Consider the following 15,874-nt stretch of genomic DNA (forward strand, 5'->3'; position numbering starts at 1 on the left):
CGTGGTTCCTGCTATTGCTTCGCGCCGGCCGCCTGGCCGAATGCGCGGTCCAGCGCGAGGTTCAGGTCGAGCACGCGCACGCGCGGTTCGCCGAGCACGCCGAGCTGGCGCGGCAAGGCGATGCGCTCGACCAGCGCCGCCACCCGGGCGGCATCGACGCCGCGTGCCCGCGCGACCCGCGCCGCCTGCAGCCGCGCGTTCGCGACCGAGATCTCGGGATCGAGCCCCGACGCCGACGCGGTCACGGCATCCGCCGGCACCGGCGTGCCGGCGGCGAGCGCGTTCTCCTGCCGGTAGGCGCGCACACGCTGCGCGATGTCCGCGAGCAGCTTCTTGCTGGTGGCGCCCTGGTTGCTGGCGCCGCTGCCGGCCGCGTTGTACGGCTGGTCGACCGTCTTCGACGGATCGGCCGGATCGGCGCCGACCGTCGCGCTCGGCCGCCCGTGGAAGTAGCCCGCACGCGTGAACTGCTGCCCGATCACCGCCGAGCCGATCGTCGTGCCGTTGCGCTGCACGAGACTGCCGCGCGCCTGCGACGGGAACAGCACGTTCGCGACGCCGGTGGTGAGCAACGGATACGCGATCCCCGTGACGAGCATGAACAGCACCGACGACGCGATCACGGGCCGCACGAGGCCGCGCGTCGCCGCGCCGAACGAAGAACCGGGTGCCGGCGCGGCGGCGGCCGCTGCCTGGCGATTGCCTTGCATCATGATGTTTCCCTCAGAACAGTTGGCCGCCCGACATCAGCAGATGCTCGACGACCGGGCCGAGCGCGAGCGCGGGCAGGAACGTGAGACCGCCGACGACCAGGATCACGAAGATCAGCAGGCCGGCGAACAGGCCCGTCGACGTCGACAGCGTGCCCGCGCTTTCCGGCACGCTCTTCTTCGCGGCGAGGCTGCCCGCGACCGCGAGCATCGGCAGCAGCGTCAGGTAACGGCCGATCAGCATCGCGAAGCCGATCGTCGTGTTGAAGAACGGCGTGTTCGCGTTCAGGCCCGCGAACGCGGAGCCGTTGTTGGCCGTGCCCGACGTATAGGCGTACAGCACTTCGCTGAAGCCGTGCGGGCCGAGGTTCGCGAGGCTGTCCATCGTCGAATGCAGCATCGACGCCACGGCGGTGAAGCCGAGGATGCTGAACGGATGCGCGAGCACCGCGAGCATCACGAGCTTCATCTCGCGCGCCTCGATCTTCTTGCCGAGGAACTCCGGCGTGCGCCCGATCATCATCCCGACGAGGAACACCGTGAGGATCGCGAACGTGAACAGGTTGATCAGCCCGACGCCGTCGCCGCCGAACACGTTGTTCAGCATCATCTGCGCGATCGGCACGAGGCCGCCGAGCGGTGTCAGCGAGTCATGCATCGCATCGACCGACCCGGTGGTCGCGGCCGTCGTGACGGTGGCGAACAGGCTCGTCTGCGCGATGCCGAAGCGCATTTCCTTGCCTTCCATGTTGCCGCCCGGCTGCGCCGCGCTCATCTGCTGATCGACGCCGAGCCCGGCCACGAGCGGATTGCCGTGCTGCTCGGCCGAATAGATCATGGCCAGGAAGCCGACGAACATCACGACGAATGCACCGAGGATCACCCAGCCCTGGCGGCGCCGGCCGATCATCGTGCCGAGCGCGTAGGTCAGCGCGGACGGAATCAGCAGCATCGACAGCATGTGCAGCGTGTTGGTGAGCGGCGTCGGGTTCTCGAACGGATGCGCGGCGTTCATGCTGAAGAAGCCGCCGCCGTTCGTACCGATATGCTTGATCGATTCGAGGCTGGCAACGGGCCCCATCACGATCTGCTGACGCGCGCCTTCGAGCGTGGTCGCCCATGCATCGGACGCGAGCGTCTGCGGCATGCCCTGCCACACGTACACGAGCGCCATTGCGAAGCTGAGCGGCAGCAGCACGCGATAAGTCACGCGGGTGAAGTCGACCCAGTAGTTGCCGATATCCGCCGCGCTCTTGCGGCTCAGCCCGCGGATGAAGCCGCCCGCGGCCGCGACGCCGGTCGCCGCGCTGACCACCATCAGGAACGTGATGACGGCCATCTGCGAGAAGTTCGACAGGCTGCTCTCGCCTGCATACGCCTGCCAGTTCGTGTTCGTGATGAACGACGCGGCCGTGTTGAACGCGAGGTCGGGACTTTGCGCGGCGCGCTGCAGCGCGTCGAACGGCAGTGCGTCCTGGATGCGCAGCAGCAGGTAGCCGACCAGCATCATCCCGGCATTGCTGAGCAGCAGCACCATCCCGTAGCGCTGCCACGACATCGCTTCGTCGGGATTCACGCCGAGCAGCCCGTAGGTCCGGCGTTCGACCCACGCGTGGCGCGGGCTCGTAAAGGCGTGCGCGAGCCATTTCCCGACGACAGGCACCAGCGCCAGCATGATCGCGAGAACGATCGCGAATTGAATGAGATTATTGAACATGTCGACGCTCGCTCAGATCCGGTCAAGGCCGGTGATGAAACCCGCCGTCAAGGCAAAGAACGCGAGCGTGAACAGAATGGAAAGCAGATCGCTCATGACATTCACCGATATTTTCGAATTCCTGTTGAATCGTGCCGATCAATACCGCTCGGGTTGGATCAATGCATGAAACAGATAGATAAAGAGCGCGAGCGACAACGCGCCGGTGATCCACAACATGGCTTTCCCCTTTATTTCATATGCGCGGCAACGCCGCGCGATCGTCGGCGCATCGGGCCTTGCCATGCCGGCGCAGGCCCGTGTGACGCCCCCATGCTCATCTGGCGAATGGGATGCGACAGTGTAGAAATCCGCGTATCAAAGCGGTGTTCAATTTCTTTACAGGGAATAAAAAAGCTGTAAAGACGAAAGCCGGCGGAGATGGCGTTTTTATGCATTATTTTCAGGGCCGGGTCGAGTCTATACACCGTATCGTCATCGCGATTCCTAGAATGGGCGGCATGTCCAAGACGAGATCTTCGCGATGCGGAGCACGACGCGACCCGGGGTGCCAGCATGAAACCGCCCCTTACCGAAACCGCCGCTTCACGCGACCTGCCGCCCGTTCGTGCGCGGCGCCGGTCCCCGGCCGACGAACACGTGCTGCTGTCGATCCGCGTCGAATCGGACAACCTCGCCGTCGTGCGGCGCCTGCTGCACCAGGCGGTCGGCACCGCGCTCAATTTCTATACAGCCGCGATCGACAACCGCACCGGGCGCGCATGCATCGAGCTCGAAGTGGCGCGGTCGCAGGCGTCGCCCGCCATCCTGTCGATCCTCCGCCTGCTGCCGGCCGCCGAGTTCGGCACGATCCGCCTGCTGCAGCACTAGCCGGCGTCCGTTGCGGCCGCGCGTGACCCGCGTCACGCGCCCGCTCCCCTTTCATCGATTCGAACGCGCGTCTGCGGGGCGAACGCGCGCGGTTCGTCACGAGCCGCGCCTGTTCGCCACCGGTGCGCGCGCCGGATCGTCGTTCCCGTCGCGACGGGTTTTTCCAGGAAGCACTCACAATGAAAAAAGCAGTCGTCGGTACCCTCTCCCTCGCTTTCCTCAGCGCGGCCGCGCATGCGCAAAGCAGCGTCACGCTCTACGGGATGCTGGATGCGGGTATCGTCTATACGAACAACCAGTCGGGTAAAAGCGCGTGGCAGCAAGGCAGCGGCCTGCTGTCGAATACGGTCTTCGGCCTGAGCGGCAACGAGGATCTCGGCGGCGGCCTGCATGCGCTGTTCCGCCTCGAAAACGGCTTCAACCTGAACAACGGCACGCAGTCCTACAAGAACACAATGTTCGGCCGCCGCGCGTATGTCGGCCTGCAGAGCGACCAGTACGGTGCCTTGACGCTCGGCCGGCAGTACGACGCCGTGGTCGACTATCTCGGCCCGCTCGCGATGGCGAACAACGGCGACGGCAACAACCTCGCGTCGCATCCGTTCGACAACGACAACATCGACGATTCGTTCTACATCGACAATGCGGTGAAATACACGAGCCCGACGCTCGCCGGCTGGCAGTTCGGCGGCCTGTACGGGTTCAGCAACGCGGCCGGCGGCTTCGCGAACAACCGCGCGTACAGTGCGGGCGTGTCGTACGCGAACGGGCCGGTCAGCCTCGGCGCCGCGTACCTGCAGCTCAACCGCGGCGGGCTGACGGCCGGCGGTGCGCTGTCGAACAACGACGGGCCGAACTTCCCGGCGGTGCGCCAGCGCGTGATGGGCGCGGGCGGCAGCTACGCGTTCGACCGGCTGACGGTCGGCGCGCTGTGGACGCATTCGATGTTCGATGAAACGGCCGCGTCGTCGCTGCCCGGCGCGCTGAATGCGCTGCGCTTCGACAACTTCGAGGTCAACGCGCGCTATGCGCTGACGCCGGCCGTCTCGTTCGCGGGCGCCTATACGTTCACCAACGGCCGCTACGACGACACAACCGGCAGCCATCGGCCGAAATGGCATCAGGTGACGCTGATGGCCGACTACGCGCTGAGCAAGCGCACCGACGTGTACGCGGAAACCGTGTACCAGCACCAGTTCGGCGTGCCGTCGGGCGCGACGCTCGGCTTCGCGAACGTCACGGGGCTCGCGGCTTCGTCGACCAACACGCAGGTGGTCGGGACGGTCGGCATCCGGCATCGGTTCTGACCGCACGCCGGCCGCCGACGGCCGGCCGCTCTGTGCAATCCCGCATGGACGCGCGCCGGCCGAACAGGGATCATTCGGGGAATCCGGGCCCGCGCGCCCGCGAAACCGGTACACTCGGCGCCGGGCGCGCGCCGGATCGGCATTCGGCGGCGGGCCGCTGCCGACTCTGGAATCGTGATCCCATGACCACACCGATCTATCAGGAAATCAAGGACTTCATCCTCGCGCGCATTCATGCCGGCGAGTGGGCGGAAGGCGACCAGGTGCCGTCGGAGAACGAGCTGGCGCGCGAATTCAACGTCGCGCGGATGACCGTCAATCGCGCGCTGCGCGAACTGACCGCCGAGCAGGTGCTCACGCGCACGCGCGGCTCCGGCACGTACGTCGCGTCGCCGAAGTACGAATCGACGCTCGTCGCGATCCGCAGCATCTCGGACGAAGTCGCCGCGCGCGGTCACGGCTATCGCGCGCAGGTGCTGCAGGTGGGCGCGGCCGTCGCCGATGCGAAGCTTGCCGACGAGCTGCAGATCGACACGGGCAGCCCGATCTTCCATTCGCGCGTGCTGCACTTCGAGAACGACACGCCCGTGCAGCTCGAGGAACGCTGGGTCAATCCGGCCTGCGCGCCCGAGTATGCGTTGCAGGATTTCACGACCACGACCCCGAACCAGTACCTGACGCGCGTCGCGCCGCTGCAGCGCGTCGAATACCGGATCGAGGCCGCGATGCCCGACACCGAAACGCGCCGCCACCTGACGATGGACGACCGCGAACCCTGCCTGCTGCTGCATCGGCGCACGTGGTCGCAGGGGATGGTCGCGTCGGTCGCCAATCTGTGGCACCCGGGCAGCCGTTACCGGTTCACCGGGCATTTCTGACGTGGATGCGCGGGCTTACCGCGCGCCCGGCCGCCCCCATCGCTCGATCGCGCTGACGGCCCGCTTCAAGCCTTCCTCTTGCGCGACGCGCGCGCCGAGTTCCATCGCGCGCGCTTTCGTTTCGTCCCGTTCGGCAAACGCGATGGCCCGCGCCAGCGCGGCGGCGTCCACGCGCCGCCCCGCGACCGGCGCAGCCGCCACGCCGAGCCGTTGCAGCCGGTTCGCCCAGAAGAACTGATCGCCCGCGAACGGCACGACGACCGACGGAATGCCGGCCCGCGCCGCCGAATGCGTGGTGCCCGATCCGCCGTGATGAAGCGCCATCGAGACGCGCGGGAACAGCCGGTCATGCGGTGTCTCGCCGATCACGTGAACGTGCGCCGGCAGCATCGATGCGTCGATGCCGCTCCAGCCCGGATAGAACAGCGCGCGGCGGCCGGCGAGCGCACGCGTAAGCGCCTCGACCATGGCGGCGCGATCGAAGCCGGCCATGCTGCCGAAACCGACGTACACGGGCCGATCGCCCGCGTCGAGAAAGGCCGAAAGATCGGGCGGCGGCTCCCATGCACGCGCATCGATTCGCCACTGGCCGCAGGCCTGCACATTCGACGGCCAGTCGCCCGGGCCGCCAAGCAGCGCCGACGACACGCCGTACAGCATCGGATGATCGGTCCACACAGGCTTGCGCGGCGGCAACCCGCACACGCTCGCGCGCGCCGCATTCGTCGCCTTCCTGAACGCCTGCCACAACAGCGCATTCACGAGCCGGTGGCTCGCGCGGTTCAGCCAGCGCGGCAGCGTCCCCGGCGGCAGGAACGGCGACGCGAATGCCGCCGTGGGGGTGATCGCGATCATGCCGGCGCCGATCGCCGGCACACCGCGATACTCGGCGACCGACAAGCCGACGAACGACGCCAGCCCCGACACGAGGATCGCGTCGCAGCCTGCCGACGCGGCCGCGATTTCCCGCATCCATGCGGCCGTGTTCGCATTGGCGATCGCCGCGAGCGCCTTCGACGTATCGTTGAAACCACCACGCCCGCGCACGACATCCGCCAATGCGCCGTCCGGCGCAATCGCGCGGCGGATATCACCGGGCAACGGCGCCGACGGCACGCCGAGCGCGGCGGCCGCGCCGAGCGTCGCCGCATCGGCCAGCAGCCGAACCTCGTGGCCGGCATCGATCAGCGCACGGCCGAGCGCCGCGAGCGGGCGCGTGTCGCCTTCGGTGCCGTAGGTGGCGATGACGAGCTTCATGCGTGACTCCTCGAGCACGGCGGCAACGGGTGGATTCATAAAAGTGCACGTCGTATACTAATGCATCTCGTGCACTTTCAGTCAATCCCTCGCCATGCCGACTCCGACCGACGATCCGGGCCGCCGCGCGCGCAAGCGCATCCAGATGCTTGCGCATCTCGCCGCCACCGGCGCACGCCTGTTCGACGCGCACGGCTACGAAGCCGTCACGATGGAACAGATCGCCGCGCAGGCCGATGTCGCGAAGCGCACGCTGTACAACCACTTTGCAACGAAGGAAGCCGTGCTCGCGCACTGGCTCGAAGGTGAACTCGCACGCGACCTCGCGCATCTGCAGCGCGACGTCGCGCGGCGCAAGACCTTCGCGTCACGCATCGGCTGCGTGCTCGATGCGTCGGCTGCGTGGTGCGAACAGCATCCCGCCTACCTGCTTGCGTATTTGCGCCATCGCTTCCTGAGCATCGGCGCGGTCGAACCGGAAAGCGGCGGAGAACACGGCAGCGATATCGCGCTCGTGTGGCAGCAACTGATCGCAGCCGGCCAGCAATCCGGCGAACTGAACCGCGCGCTGCGCGCCGACCAGCTCGCGACGTGGTTCCATCACCTGTATCTCGCGGCGATGCTGCGCTGGCTGACCGTGCCGGGGTTGTCGCTGAAACGGGAGTTCCAGGCGGTTGCGAAGCTGTTTGTCGAAGGCGCGGAAGCGAAAGACTGAGCGGCGCCGGTGGCCGGTCACGCGTTCACCGGATCGCAAGCGCCCGATGTGGACGACCGCCATTCCGCAGGCGACGAATCCGGCGCATCCGGCAAAGACGGCGCGACAGATGCGCGGCGCAGATGCATTTTTACGACGAACGCACACATCGCATGCCAAATTTCCCGTGCAGCAGTATGCTGATGTCGTACGGCTGCGCACGACGCTTCGGGTATTCCCTTCGTTTGCACGTTGTCGCGCCGCCGTCGCGATCGCAATCATGCGTTGCAAGGAGGGATTCGTGATGACCACCACGCATCAGCATTTCCACCTCGAACTACGGCACGCCACCGCGCCGACCTATTTCATCAGCTACCTGTTTCCCGCGTTGCTGTTCGTGTACGAACTCCTGCGGGTCGGCCAATGGATCCGGGATCACGGGATGCAATTCGCCGCGTTCAAGCAGATGGGTTACGAGTATCTGCTGATGCTGCTGTTCGTCGGGCTGCAGATCGTCGTCGAGGCGATCTTCCTGCTCGGCGCCGCGATGCGCAAGGATCATCGCGACTTCGAGCACCGGCTGCCGAACGTGGTCCTCGGGATCGGCTGCTCGATCGCGCTGCTCGCGATCGATCTCGCGATCCAGCTCGCGTTCTGATGACCGGCGGGCGCATGCCCGCCGGCGGCGGCAACGCTCAGGCGAGCGCGTCGCGCAGGAACGTCGTCACGGCGGCCAGCACGTCGCCGGTTCGCTCGCGGTGCGGCATGTGCCCGCACTGGCCGAGCAGCAGATACGATGACGGCCCCGCGACGCCCGCGGCGATCCGCTTCGGATGCACATCGGACCCGTATTCGTCGTCTTCGCCGTGAATCGCGAGCGTCGCGCATGACACGCGCGGCAATGCGTCGTCGAGATTCCAGTCGCGGAAAGCCGGCGACAGCCACGTGTCGACCCACGCGCGCAGCACCCATTCGGCCTTGTCGCCGTGATAGCGCGCGAGCCGGTCGAGCTGGCCCGGTTCGTCGAACTGCTGCGCCGCGCCGCGAATGCCGGCCAGCGTGCGATCCTCGACGAACGCCTGCGCGGCGATCGTCACGAGCGCGCGGCAACGCGCCGGATGCGCGGCGGCGCACCCGACCGCCATCCCGCCGCCAACGCTGTGCCCGAGCGCGACGAACGCGCCGACGCCCAGTTGTTCGAGCAGCGCCGCGAACGCGTGATCGGCCTCGTCGCGCACGAACGTCGTGGCGAGTTTCCCCGGATGGCGATCGGAACGACCGAAGCCGAGGCGATCGTACGCGATCACGTCGCGCTGCGTGGCGCTCGCAAGCTGCGCGGGAAAGTCGCGCCACAGTTCGACGCAGCCCAGCGAATCGTGCAGCAGCACGATCGGTGCGGCCGGCTCGGGGGCGTACGGCTTCGCCGCCCCCGCCGCCCGTTGCGCCGGGCCGCCGCGCCAGCGTTTCGCGAAGAGGCGCCCTTGCGGCGTCTCGACGGTGGTCTCCTCGATCAGGGTATCGGTCATGGGTCTGTCGTCTGCATGAAAGCGGCCGCCCCTCGGTGGCCGTATCGGATCCTGCGATGCTGGCCCGCGCCCGCACACGGCGTCAAGCATGCCCCCACCGCCCGCGCGTTCATTCGGGCTGCGGCGGCAGATACTCCATCTGCGCCTCGTCGTACAGCCGGTAGATCAGCGCCTGCATCGCGCGGATGTCCTCCGATTCGTCGAGCATCCGCATGCTCATGATGATGGGCGACACGAGGTTCGGATCGTCGAGCGGCTTGTAGCTGATGTCGTCGCGCTTCAGGCCGTACACGCTGTGCGGCACGACCGACACGCCCTCGCCCATCGCGACGAGGCCGAGCGCGATCTGCAGTTCGCGCGTCTCGTAGATCTTGCGCGGCTGCAACGCCCGGTCGTGAAAGGCCGCGAGCACCTGGTCCGCATAGCTCGGGCGCGGCGCCTTCGGAAAGATGATCAGCGTGTCGTTCACGAGATCGTGCAGCGACAGCACGGGCTTCGCGCTGTCGAGCACATGGCCGACCGGCAGCGCGACGATCATCCGCTCCTCGCGCAGCACGACGCGCCGCACGCTCGGATCCTCGTGGCGGATGCGCCCGAACCCGACGTCGATGCGCCCTTCCTTCAGCGCCTTGATCTGGTCCATCGTCGACATCTCGTGCAGGCTCAGCTCGACGGCCGGGTATTCGCTGCGAAAGCGCCGGATGATCTTCGGCAGCATCCCGTACAGCGTCGAACCGACGAAGCCGACCGACATGCTGCGCTCGATCTTGCCGACCCGCTTCGTCATCGATTCGAGCTCGGCCGTCTGCGCGAGCAGCTGCACCGCGTGCGAATAGAAGAAGCGCCCCGCGTCGGTCAGCTTCAGCGGCCGCGCGTTGCGCTCGAACAGCGGCACGCCGAGCGCTTCCTCGAGCTGCTGGATCTGCCGGCTCAGCGGCGGCTGCGCGATATGCAGCCGCTCGGCCGCCCGCGTGAAATTCCGCTCTTCGGCGACCGCGACGAAGTAGCGGAGGTGTCTCAACTCCATGTTCGATGCCTCCCGGACAGCGATCCGGCGCGCAACCCCGGCCGGATGATGTCGTCACGATACCGCAGGCGGCGCAAACCGCCACGCGCGCGGCCCCGCGCCGCCCAAAGCAAAACGGGAAGCCCGCGAGCTTCCCGTTGTTTCATCGACGCCGCGGCGCGGCGGCGCGGCGGCGCGGCGGCGCAACGCGCCGTCCGTCACACCTCGGTCGCGTAGAGCGCGTCGCGCTGCGCGTCGCTCAGCGAGTCGAGCGGCACGTCCGGCAGCTTGTAGCAGATCATCGTGCCGTACAGCTCGGCGAGGCAATTGCTGCCGGCGTCGAGCGCGTAGCCGTCCTCGCCGTCCGGAGCCGGCGGGTACACTTCGCGCCACGCGTTGATCGCGGCTTCGAGTCGCACGATGGAAACGGGTTCGGCCTTCCGCTCGGCGGGTGATGCGCTCATGGATTCCTCTGGGTTGCGCGCTCCGCGGGCCGTATCGGCCCGGATGGAACGATGAAAACGCCGGGCCGCGCGCCGGCCGCCGCACGCCGCGCGCGCCGGATGCCGATCCGCGCCGCGCGCCTCGCGCCGGCCGGGCCGTGGCCCGGTAGGGTCGGGCAATATAACCGGCTTTGACCCCGTGCAGGCAAAAGCCGGGCAAAAAAAACGGGAAGCGCGAGGCTTCCCGTTTCGTCGCAGGTCACGCGGCCAGGTGCCGCGCCCGCGTCAGCTCGCGGTTTCGCGGTTCGCCACCGGCTGCCGCTGCACGCCGCGGCTTGCGGCGATCCACGGCGCGATTTCCATGTCTTCGTAGCGCACGAAACGGCTCTTCTTCAGGAACCGGAAGCCGAGCCACACGACGAGGAACAGCGGAATGCCGACATAGGTCGCGGCCACGCCGGCCCAGTCGATCCGGTTCGCGAGGAACGCCTGATAGTCCTGGCCGAGCGCGATCACGAGGCACAGCACGAACGCGAACAGCGGGCCGAACGGGAACCACTTCGACTGGTACGGCAGCTGGTCGAGCGCGTAGCCCTGCTTCACGTAGCCCTTGCGGAACCGGTAGTGGCTGACCGCGATGCCGAGCCACGCGATGAAGCCCGTCATCCCCGACGTGTTCAGCAGCCACAGGTACACGGTCTTGTCGCCGTACAGCGACGTGAAGAAGCACAAGGCGCCGACGGCCGTCGTCGCATACAGCGCGTTGCGCGGCACGCCGCCGCGCGACAGCTTCGCGAAGATCTTCGGCGCGCGGCCTTCGGTCGCGAGGTTGTAGAGCATCCGCGTGGACGCGTACATGCCCGAGTTGCCGGCCGACAGCACGGCCGTCAGGATCACCGCGTTCATCACGCCGGCGGCAAACGCGAGGCCGGCGTGGCGGAACACCAGCGTGAACGGGCTCACGCCGATGTCGGTGACATCCGTCTTCAGCAGGTTCGGGTCGGTATAGGGGATCAGCACGCCGATCACGAAGATCGCGAACACGTAGAACAGCAGGATGCGCCAGAACACCTGGCGCACCGCGCGCGGGATCGTCGTGCGCGGGTTTTCCGATTCGCCGGCCGCGACGCCGATCAGCTCGGTGCCCTGGAACGAGAAGCCCGCGATCATCGCGACGCCCATCAGCGCCGGCAGGCCGCCCGCGAACGGCGCGTCGCCGATCGTCAGGTTGCCCCAGCCGTTACTCGGCGCCCCTTTCAGAATGCCGAAGATCATCAGCAGGCCGACGCCGATGAACGCGACCACGGTGACGACCTTGATCAGCGCGAACCAGTATTCGGCTTCGCCGAAGCCGCGCACGGTCAGCGCGTTGAGCAGGAACATCACGCCGAGGAACGCCGCGCTCCACCACACGCCCGGCACGTCCGGAAACCAGTAGTGCATCACGAGCTGCGCGGCGACGAGCTCCACCGCGATCGTGACGGCCCAGTTGTACCAGTAGTTCCAGCCAAGCGCGAAGCCGAAGCCTTCGTCCACGTATTTCGCGCCGTAGGTCGCGAACGAGCCCGACACCGGCATGAACGCGGCCATCTCGCCCAGGCTCGTCATCAGGAAATAGACCATCAGGCCGATCGCCATGTACGCGACCATCGCGCCGCCGGGGCCGGCCTGCGAGATCGACGCGCCGGACGCGACGAACAGGCCCGTGCCGATCGAGCCGCCGATGGCGATCATCGTCAGGTGGCGCGCCTTCAGCGCGCGATGAAGCTTGGGTGGGTTCGCTGGCGAACCGGATGGGTCGGATTTCGGAATGGCGGACATAAACAAGACGTACGTTGAGCGGGCCGGCATCCGTAGCCGGCGCATGCGGAATCGGAGCGCGGGGCGCGTCCTGCGATGCATTCGATGCGGCCCCGATACGCGTTGCGCGGCGGGCGCCTGCGGCGAAGCGCGGATTCTACCTGATTCGTCACGGGGACAGCGCAGGTGCCGCCGCCCGCCGCCGCCGCGGAGATTTCGCAGAATCAAGGGGTTGGCCGCGCCGAACCGGGCCGCCGTCGCAGGCCGGCTCGAAACCCCCGCGCGACGGATGGTTATCCGGTGCGCCGATCCGCCCGGCGGTTCTTCACTGTCCCGTCGCCATCCTCCCGATACCGCGTCAGCATTCATAATGGCCGGGTAATCACGGGATTATTCAGACAATACAACCGATATTGGCGATTGATTCAAATCAAATCATGTGCAAGTAAAGCAGTAATGATGCGTAACACGCCAGAATCGCCGTCTCCGCATGCATGTTTTGCATGTGCACGCGAATGTCAGGAATTCGCGAGATAATGCGGCCCGATTCAAAATAAACAGCGTACGGAATCGCCGACGACGCGAAAATCCGCCGCCCGCCACCCTCGAGGATGAAGTCATTCACGCTGCCCGCCGCGCTGCGCCGCCATACCGCGTCGATCGTGGCACGCATTCTGTCGCCCCGCGGCGTGCTCGTCGCGGGGATCGTGCTGCTGATGTTCAGCTGGGGGCTTTCCACGTCGCTTTTAATCGAGACGCGGCGCGATGCATATGACCATGCGGTCGAAAATGCACGCAACCTGATGCTGCTGATCGAACGCGATATCGCGCGCAATATCGAACTCTACGATTTGTCGCTGCAGAACGTCGTCGACGGCATGGCCGACCCGGAACTGACGACCTTGCCGCCGCGCCAGCGCCACCGGCTGCTGTTCGACCGCGCGGCGACCGGCGAGTATCTCGGGTCGATCTTCGTGATGGATGCGCACGGCAATATCGTGATCGATTCGAGCGCGTCGCCCGCACGGCAAGGCAATTTCGCCGACCGCGACTATTTCGCCGTGCATCGCGACGGGCTCGCGCAGGGCCTCTACATCAGCAAGCCGTATGCCGCCCGGCTACGCGGCGGCGCATTGACGATCGCCCTCAGCCGCCGGATCAACGGGCCCGACGGCACGTTCGCCGGCATCGTCGTCGGTACGCTCAGCATCGACTATTTCCGTGCGCTGCTCGACGGCCTCGCGGTCGGCAAGCACGGCAGCGCGGCGATCGTCGAGGACAACGGCACGCTCGTGTCGCGCCTGCCGTACGACCCGCATGTGGTCGGCCTCGACCTGCACGACTCGGCGCTCTTCATCGACTCGCAGCGCGCCCGCGACGGCGTGCTGACCGGGGTCGGCGCGATCGACGGCATCCGGCGCATCTATGTTTACAAGCATCTCGCCGGCCTGCCGCTGATCGTCGACGTCGCGCCCGCCGAGATCGACATCTACGCGTCGTGGCACCATCGCGCGATCTGGATCGTCGTGCTGATGTGCCTGTTCACCGGGTTCATCGCGTGGGGTTCGCTGGCGCTGTCGCGCGAACTCAAGCGCCGGCAGGTCGCCGAATCGAAGCTGTACCGGCTCGCGCACACCGATGCGCTGACGGGCCTCGACAACCGCGGCACGTTCGACATGGTGCTCACGAAGGAGGCGCAGCGTGCGTCGCGCAGCGGCCGCCCGCTGTCGGTGCTGTTCGTCGACGTCGATCACTTCAAGGCGTTCAACGACTACTACGGCCACCCGGCCGGCGACGACGTGCTGCGGCGCGTCGCGCAGACCGCATCGCGCTGCCTGCGCCGCGACAGCGATCACGTCGCGCGCTACGGCGGCGAGGAATTCGTCGTCACGCTGCCCGACACCGATGCACAAGGCGCGATGACCGTCGCCGAGAGCATCCGGCGCGCGATCGTGGCGCTTGGCATCGAGCACGCGAAAAGCCCGTACGGGCGTGTGACCGCAAGCATCGGCGCGGCCACCTCGGCCAACGGCCGCCTGAACGCCGCGACGCTGCTGCGGCGTGCCGACGAGGCGCTGTACCGCGCGAAGTCCGGCGGCCGCAACCGCGTGCTGGAGGCGCAGCCGAGCGCCGCCGACGCATGACGCCGCCATGACGTGCCGTGAAGTCGCGCGGCGGCCGGCCGGGCCGGCTGACCTCGCCGTGGACAGCCCTCCCGCGTTCGGCTAGCGTTACGTCTGCTGCGCACGCGGCGCGGCGCCGGCCCGCGCAGGCCGCCGTGCGCGTTCCGGCCACTCCAGCTCCGCCATGACCACCCCGCTCCCTACCCGGCTGCCGCCGCTCCTGCGCAACGCGCTCCGCCCGCTGCTCGACCCGTATCGCCGCTACCGGCACGCGAAGCTGATCCATGCGGCGCGCGTCTCGCTCGCGATTCTCGTGTCGATCGCGCTGTCCACCGGACTGAACGTGCCGCACGGCGAATGGTCGACGATCACCGTGCTGATCGTCGTCGGCGGCCTGCAACATCACGGCAACATCCGCAAGAAGGCCGCCGAGCGCGCGCTCGGCACGTCGATCGGCGCACTCGCGGGGCTCGGGCTGATCCTGCTGTATTCGTTCGTGCACGCACCGTTCGCGATCTACCTGCTGATGGCGCTCGCATGCGGTATCTGCGCGTATCACGCGATCGGCAAGGCCGGCTATATCGCGCTGTTGTCGGCGATCACGATGGTGATCGTCGCCGGGCACGGCGACAACGAGATCGTCGACGGCCTGTGGCGCGCGGTGAACGTGCTGACCGGCATCGCGATCGCGCTGGCGTTCTCGTTCGCGCTGCCGCTGTATGCCACCTACTCGTGGCGCTACAAGCTCGCCGATGCGCTGCGCGCGTGCGCGGCCGTGCATGCGCGGCTCGCCGGCGACCGCCCGATCAGCGACGACGCGCACCTGAAGGAAATGGCCGCGCTGAGCGCGCTGCTCGTGCAGCTGCGTTCGCTGATGCCGTCGGTGTCGAAGGAATGCGAGACGTCGATGGCACAGCTCGAGGCGATCCAGCGCAGCCTGCGCCTGTGCATCGGCTATCTGGAGATCCTGTCGAGCGCGGTGCCGGCCCGCGACGACATCGCGGCCCGCGAATACATGCGCGTCGACATGAAGGGCATGAACCGGCGCATCCGCGACACGCTGGTCGGCGCGAGCCGCGCGCTCAAGTTCGGCACGCCGAGCCGGCTCTCGCCGCGCCGCCGGCCGGCCGACCCGCCGCACGACGCTCCGCCGCCGCAGTTGTCCGGCTACGTGTCGATCACGGCCAAGCTGGCCGGGGAAGTCGACCAGTTGCGCGAGAAGCTGCTCGACACCGCGCAGTCATGGAACATCTGACGTTCGCGGGACGCCGGGCTTCGCGCGCCATTCTTTCGTTTGTCTTTCATGGCGGCGAGCCGGCATCCTGACGCCGGAAGCCCCGCCTTTCGGCCGATCCGGCCCCGGAAGCACGGCCCGCGGCCGGGCTCATCGGCGCCTGTTTTTACGGCGATTTCGCGCCGGCTCGCGCGGCGTTCTCCACCCGGCTCACCGCCCGCCAGGCCCGCCGCGACAGGCCCGACGACGGTTCCGCGCGAAAATCAACCCTTGCCCCAACCTTCCGGACAGCCGATACTCGCATATTCC

General features: G+C 67.5%; 16 protein-coding genes. 8 read left to right on the plus strand and 8 right to left on the minus strand.

Translation table 11 applies throughout. From position 1 onward, the window contains the following. Positions 1-11: 11 nt before the first annotated feature. Positions 12-713 carry a potassium-transporting ATPase subunit KdpC gene (kdpC, locus tag ACPTTC_RS29630; protein ID WP_423395020.1) on the minus strand — a complete coding sequence of 234 codons (702 nt, stop codon included), beginning with the start codon at positions 711-713 and terminating at the stop codon, positions 12-14. A gap of 10 nt (positions 714-723) precedes the next feature. Then, positions 724-2,427, minus strand: coding sequence for a potassium-transporting ATPase subunit KdpA (kdpA, locus tag ACPTTC_RS29635; protein ID WP_423395021.1), 1,704 nt, complete (start codon positions 2,425-2,427; stop codon positions 724-726). Here kdpA and ACPTTC_RS29640 point away from each other — a divergent pair. From ACPTTC_RS29640 to hutC, 4 genes are all read left to right on the plus strand, one after another. Continuing rightward, entirely contained in the window at positions 2,407-2,829 is a 423-nt protein-coding gene (locus ACPTTC_RS29640; protein WP_423395022.1) for a hypothetical protein, read from the plus strand. The genes kdpA and ACPTTC_RS29640 overlap by 21 nt on opposite strands. 153 nt (positions 2,830-2,982) lie before the next feature. Further along, positions 2,983-3,297, plus strand: a complete 315-nt coding sequence (locus ACPTTC_RS29645) for a hypothetical protein (protein WP_423395023.1) — start codon at positions 2,983-2,985, stop codon at positions 3,295-3,297. 179 nt (positions 3,298-3,476) lie between these two features. Beyond that, positions 3,477-4,604, plus strand: a complete 1,128-nt coding sequence (locus tag ACPTTC_RS29650) for a porin (RefSeq protein WP_423395024.1) — start codon at positions 3,477-3,479, stop codon at positions 4,602-4,604. Positions 4,605-4,786: 182 nt separating this feature from the next. Beyond that, complete coding sequence (hutC, locus tag ACPTTC_RS29655; RefSeq protein ID WP_039349239.1) at positions 4,787-5,482, plus strand: histidine utilization repressor; 696 nt, start codon at positions 4,787-4,789, stop codon at positions 5,480-5,482. Between the two features lie 15 nt (positions 5,483-5,497). Here the strand turns inward: hutC and ACPTTC_RS29660 are convergent, their stop codons facing one another. Beyond that, entirely contained in the window at positions 5,498-6,739 is a 1,242-nt protein-coding gene (locus ACPTTC_RS29660) for a glycosyltransferase (RefSeq protein WP_423395025.1), read from the minus strand. 94 nt (positions 6,740-6,833) lie between these two features. On the opposite strand from ACPTTC_RS29660, the gene ACPTTC_RS29665 reads away from it, so the two are divergent. Beyond that, entirely contained in the window at positions 6,834-7,454 is a 621-nt protein-coding gene (locus ACPTTC_RS29665; protein ID WP_423395026.1) for a TetR/AcrR family transcriptional regulator, read from the plus strand. A 283-nt stretch (positions 7,455-7,737) separates the two neighbouring features. Further along, on the plus strand, positions 7,738-8,091 hold the full coding sequence (locus tag ACPTTC_RS29670) for a hypothetical protein (protein ID WP_175952223.1): 354 nt from the start codon (positions 7,738-7,740) through the stop codon (positions 8,089-8,091). 37 nt (positions 8,092-8,128) lie between these two features. On the opposite strand, the gene ACPTTC_RS29675 is transcribed toward ACPTTC_RS29670, so the two are convergent. From ACPTTC_RS29675 to ACPTTC_RS29695, 5 genes are all read right to left on the minus strand, one after another. Continuing rightward, a complete protein-coding gene (locus tag ACPTTC_RS29675; protein ID WP_423395027.1) occupies positions 8,129-8,959 on the minus strand; it encodes an alpha/beta fold hydrolase in 831 nt (276 codons plus the stop codon). A 109-nt stretch (positions 8,960-9,068) separates the two neighbouring features. After that, the gene (locus ACPTTC_RS29680) at positions 9,069-9,986 is read right to left on the minus strand and encodes a LysR family transcriptional regulator (protein WP_175965782.1); all 918 of its coding nucleotides are present in this window, start codon (positions 9,984-9,986) and stop codon (positions 9,069-9,071) included. Positions 9,987-10,183: 197 nt separating this feature from the next. Next, positions 10,184-10,429 carry a DUF3717 domain-containing protein gene (locus ACPTTC_RS29685; protein WP_175952226.1) on the minus strand — a complete coding sequence of 82 codons (246 nt, stop codon included), beginning with the start codon at positions 10,427-10,429 and terminating at the stop codon, positions 10,184-10,186. 264 nt (positions 10,430-10,693) lie between these two features. After that, positions 10,694-12,229 (minus strand): amino acid permease, encoded by a 1,536-nt coding sequence (locus tag ACPTTC_RS29690; RefSeq protein WP_423395028.1) that lies wholly within the window; start codon positions 12,227-12,229, stop codon positions 10,694-10,696. 409 nt (positions 12,230-12,638) lie between these two features. Further along, positions 12,639-12,881, minus strand: a complete 243-nt coding sequence (locus ACPTTC_RS29695; RefSeq protein WP_226195288.1) for a hypothetical protein — start codon at positions 12,879-12,881, stop codon at positions 12,639-12,641. Between ACPTTC_RS29695 and ACPTTC_RS29700 the strand changes: the two genes are divergently transcribed. Together ACPTTC_RS29700 and ACPTTC_RS29705 are read left to right on the plus strand one after the other, a co-directional pair. After that, positions 12,820-14,352 (plus strand): sensor domain-containing diguanylate cyclase, encoded by a 1,533-nt coding sequence (locus ACPTTC_RS29700; protein WP_423395029.1) that lies wholly within the window; start codon positions 12,820-12,822, stop codon positions 14,350-14,352. The two genes, ACPTTC_RS29695 and ACPTTC_RS29700, sit on opposite strands and share 62 nt — an antisense overlap. 163 nt (positions 14,353-14,515) lie before the next feature. Continuing rightward, positions 14,516-15,586, plus strand: coding sequence for an FUSC family protein (locus ACPTTC_RS29705; protein ID WP_423395030.1), 1,071 nt, complete (start codon positions 14,516-14,518; stop codon positions 15,584-15,586). The last annotated feature ends 288 nt before the right edge of the window (positions 15,587-15,874 follow it).

Source organism: Burkholderia mycopellens (genome assembly GCF_964265025.1).
Lineage (GTDB): Bacteria > Pseudomonadota > Gammaproteobacteria > Burkholderiales > Burkholderiaceae > Burkholderia.

Excerpts from the sequence above, each read along its gene's own strand:
- ACPTTC_RS29650 (WP_423395024.1), top strand. The coding sequence starts at position 3,477 with ATGAAAAAAGCAGTCGTCGGTACCCTCTCCCTCGCTTTCCTCAGCGCG.
- ACPTTC_RS29645 (WP_423395023.1), top strand. The coding sequence starts at position 2,983 with ATGAAACCGCCCCTTACCGAAACCGCCGCTTCACGCGACCTGCCGCCC.
- hutC (WP_039349239.1), top strand. The coding sequence starts at position 4,787 with ATGACCACACCGATCTATCAGGAAATCAAGGACTTCATCCTCGCGCGC.
- ACPTTC_RS29675 (WP_423395027.1), bottom strand. The coding sequence starts at position 8,959 with ATGACCGATACCCTGATCGAGGAGACCACCGTCGAGACGCCGCAAGGG.
- ACPTTC_RS29700 (WP_423395029.1), top strand. The coding sequence starts at position 12,820 with ATGAAGTCATTCACGCTGCCCGCCGCGCTGCGCCGCCATACCGCGTCG.
- ACPTTC_RS29685 (WP_175952226.1), bottom strand. The coding sequence starts at position 10,429 with ATGAGCGCATCACCCGCCGAGCGGAAGGCCGAACCCGTTTCCATCGTG.
- ACPTTC_RS29695 (WP_226195288.1), bottom strand. The coding sequence starts at position 12,881 with ATGCGTGCCACGATCGACGCGGTATGGCGGCGCAGCGCGGCGGGCAGC.
- ACPTTC_RS29665 (WP_423395026.1), top strand. The coding sequence starts at position 6,834 with ATGCCGACTCCGACCGACGATCCGGGCCGCCGCGCGCGCAAGCGCATC.
- ACPTTC_RS29690 (WP_423395028.1), bottom strand. The coding sequence starts at position 12,229 with ATGTCCGCCATTCCGAAATCCGACCCATCCGGTTCGCCAGCGAACCCA.
- ACPTTC_RS29670 (WP_175952223.1), top strand. The coding sequence starts at position 7,738 with ATGACCACCACGCATCAGCATTTCCACCTCGAACTACGGCACGCCACC.
- kdpC (WP_423395020.1), bottom strand. The coding sequence starts at position 713 with ATGATGCAAGGCAATCGCCAGGCAGCGGCCGCCGCCGCGCCGGCACCC.
- ACPTTC_RS29660 (WP_423395025.1), bottom strand. The coding sequence starts at position 6,739 with ATGAAGCTCGTCATCGCCACCTACGGCACCGAAGGCGACACGCGCCCG.
- ACPTTC_RS29680 (WP_175965782.1), bottom strand. The coding sequence starts at position 9,986 with ATGGAGTTGAGACACCTCCGCTACTTCGTCGCGGTCGCCGAAGAGCGG.
- kdpA (WP_423395021.1), bottom strand. The coding sequence starts at position 2,427 with ATGTTCAATAATCTCATTCAATTCGCGATCGTTCTCGCGATCATGCTG.
- ACPTTC_RS29705 (WP_423395030.1), top strand. The coding sequence starts at position 14,516 with ATGACCACCCCGCTCCCTACCCGGCTGCCGCCGCTCCTGCGCAACGCG.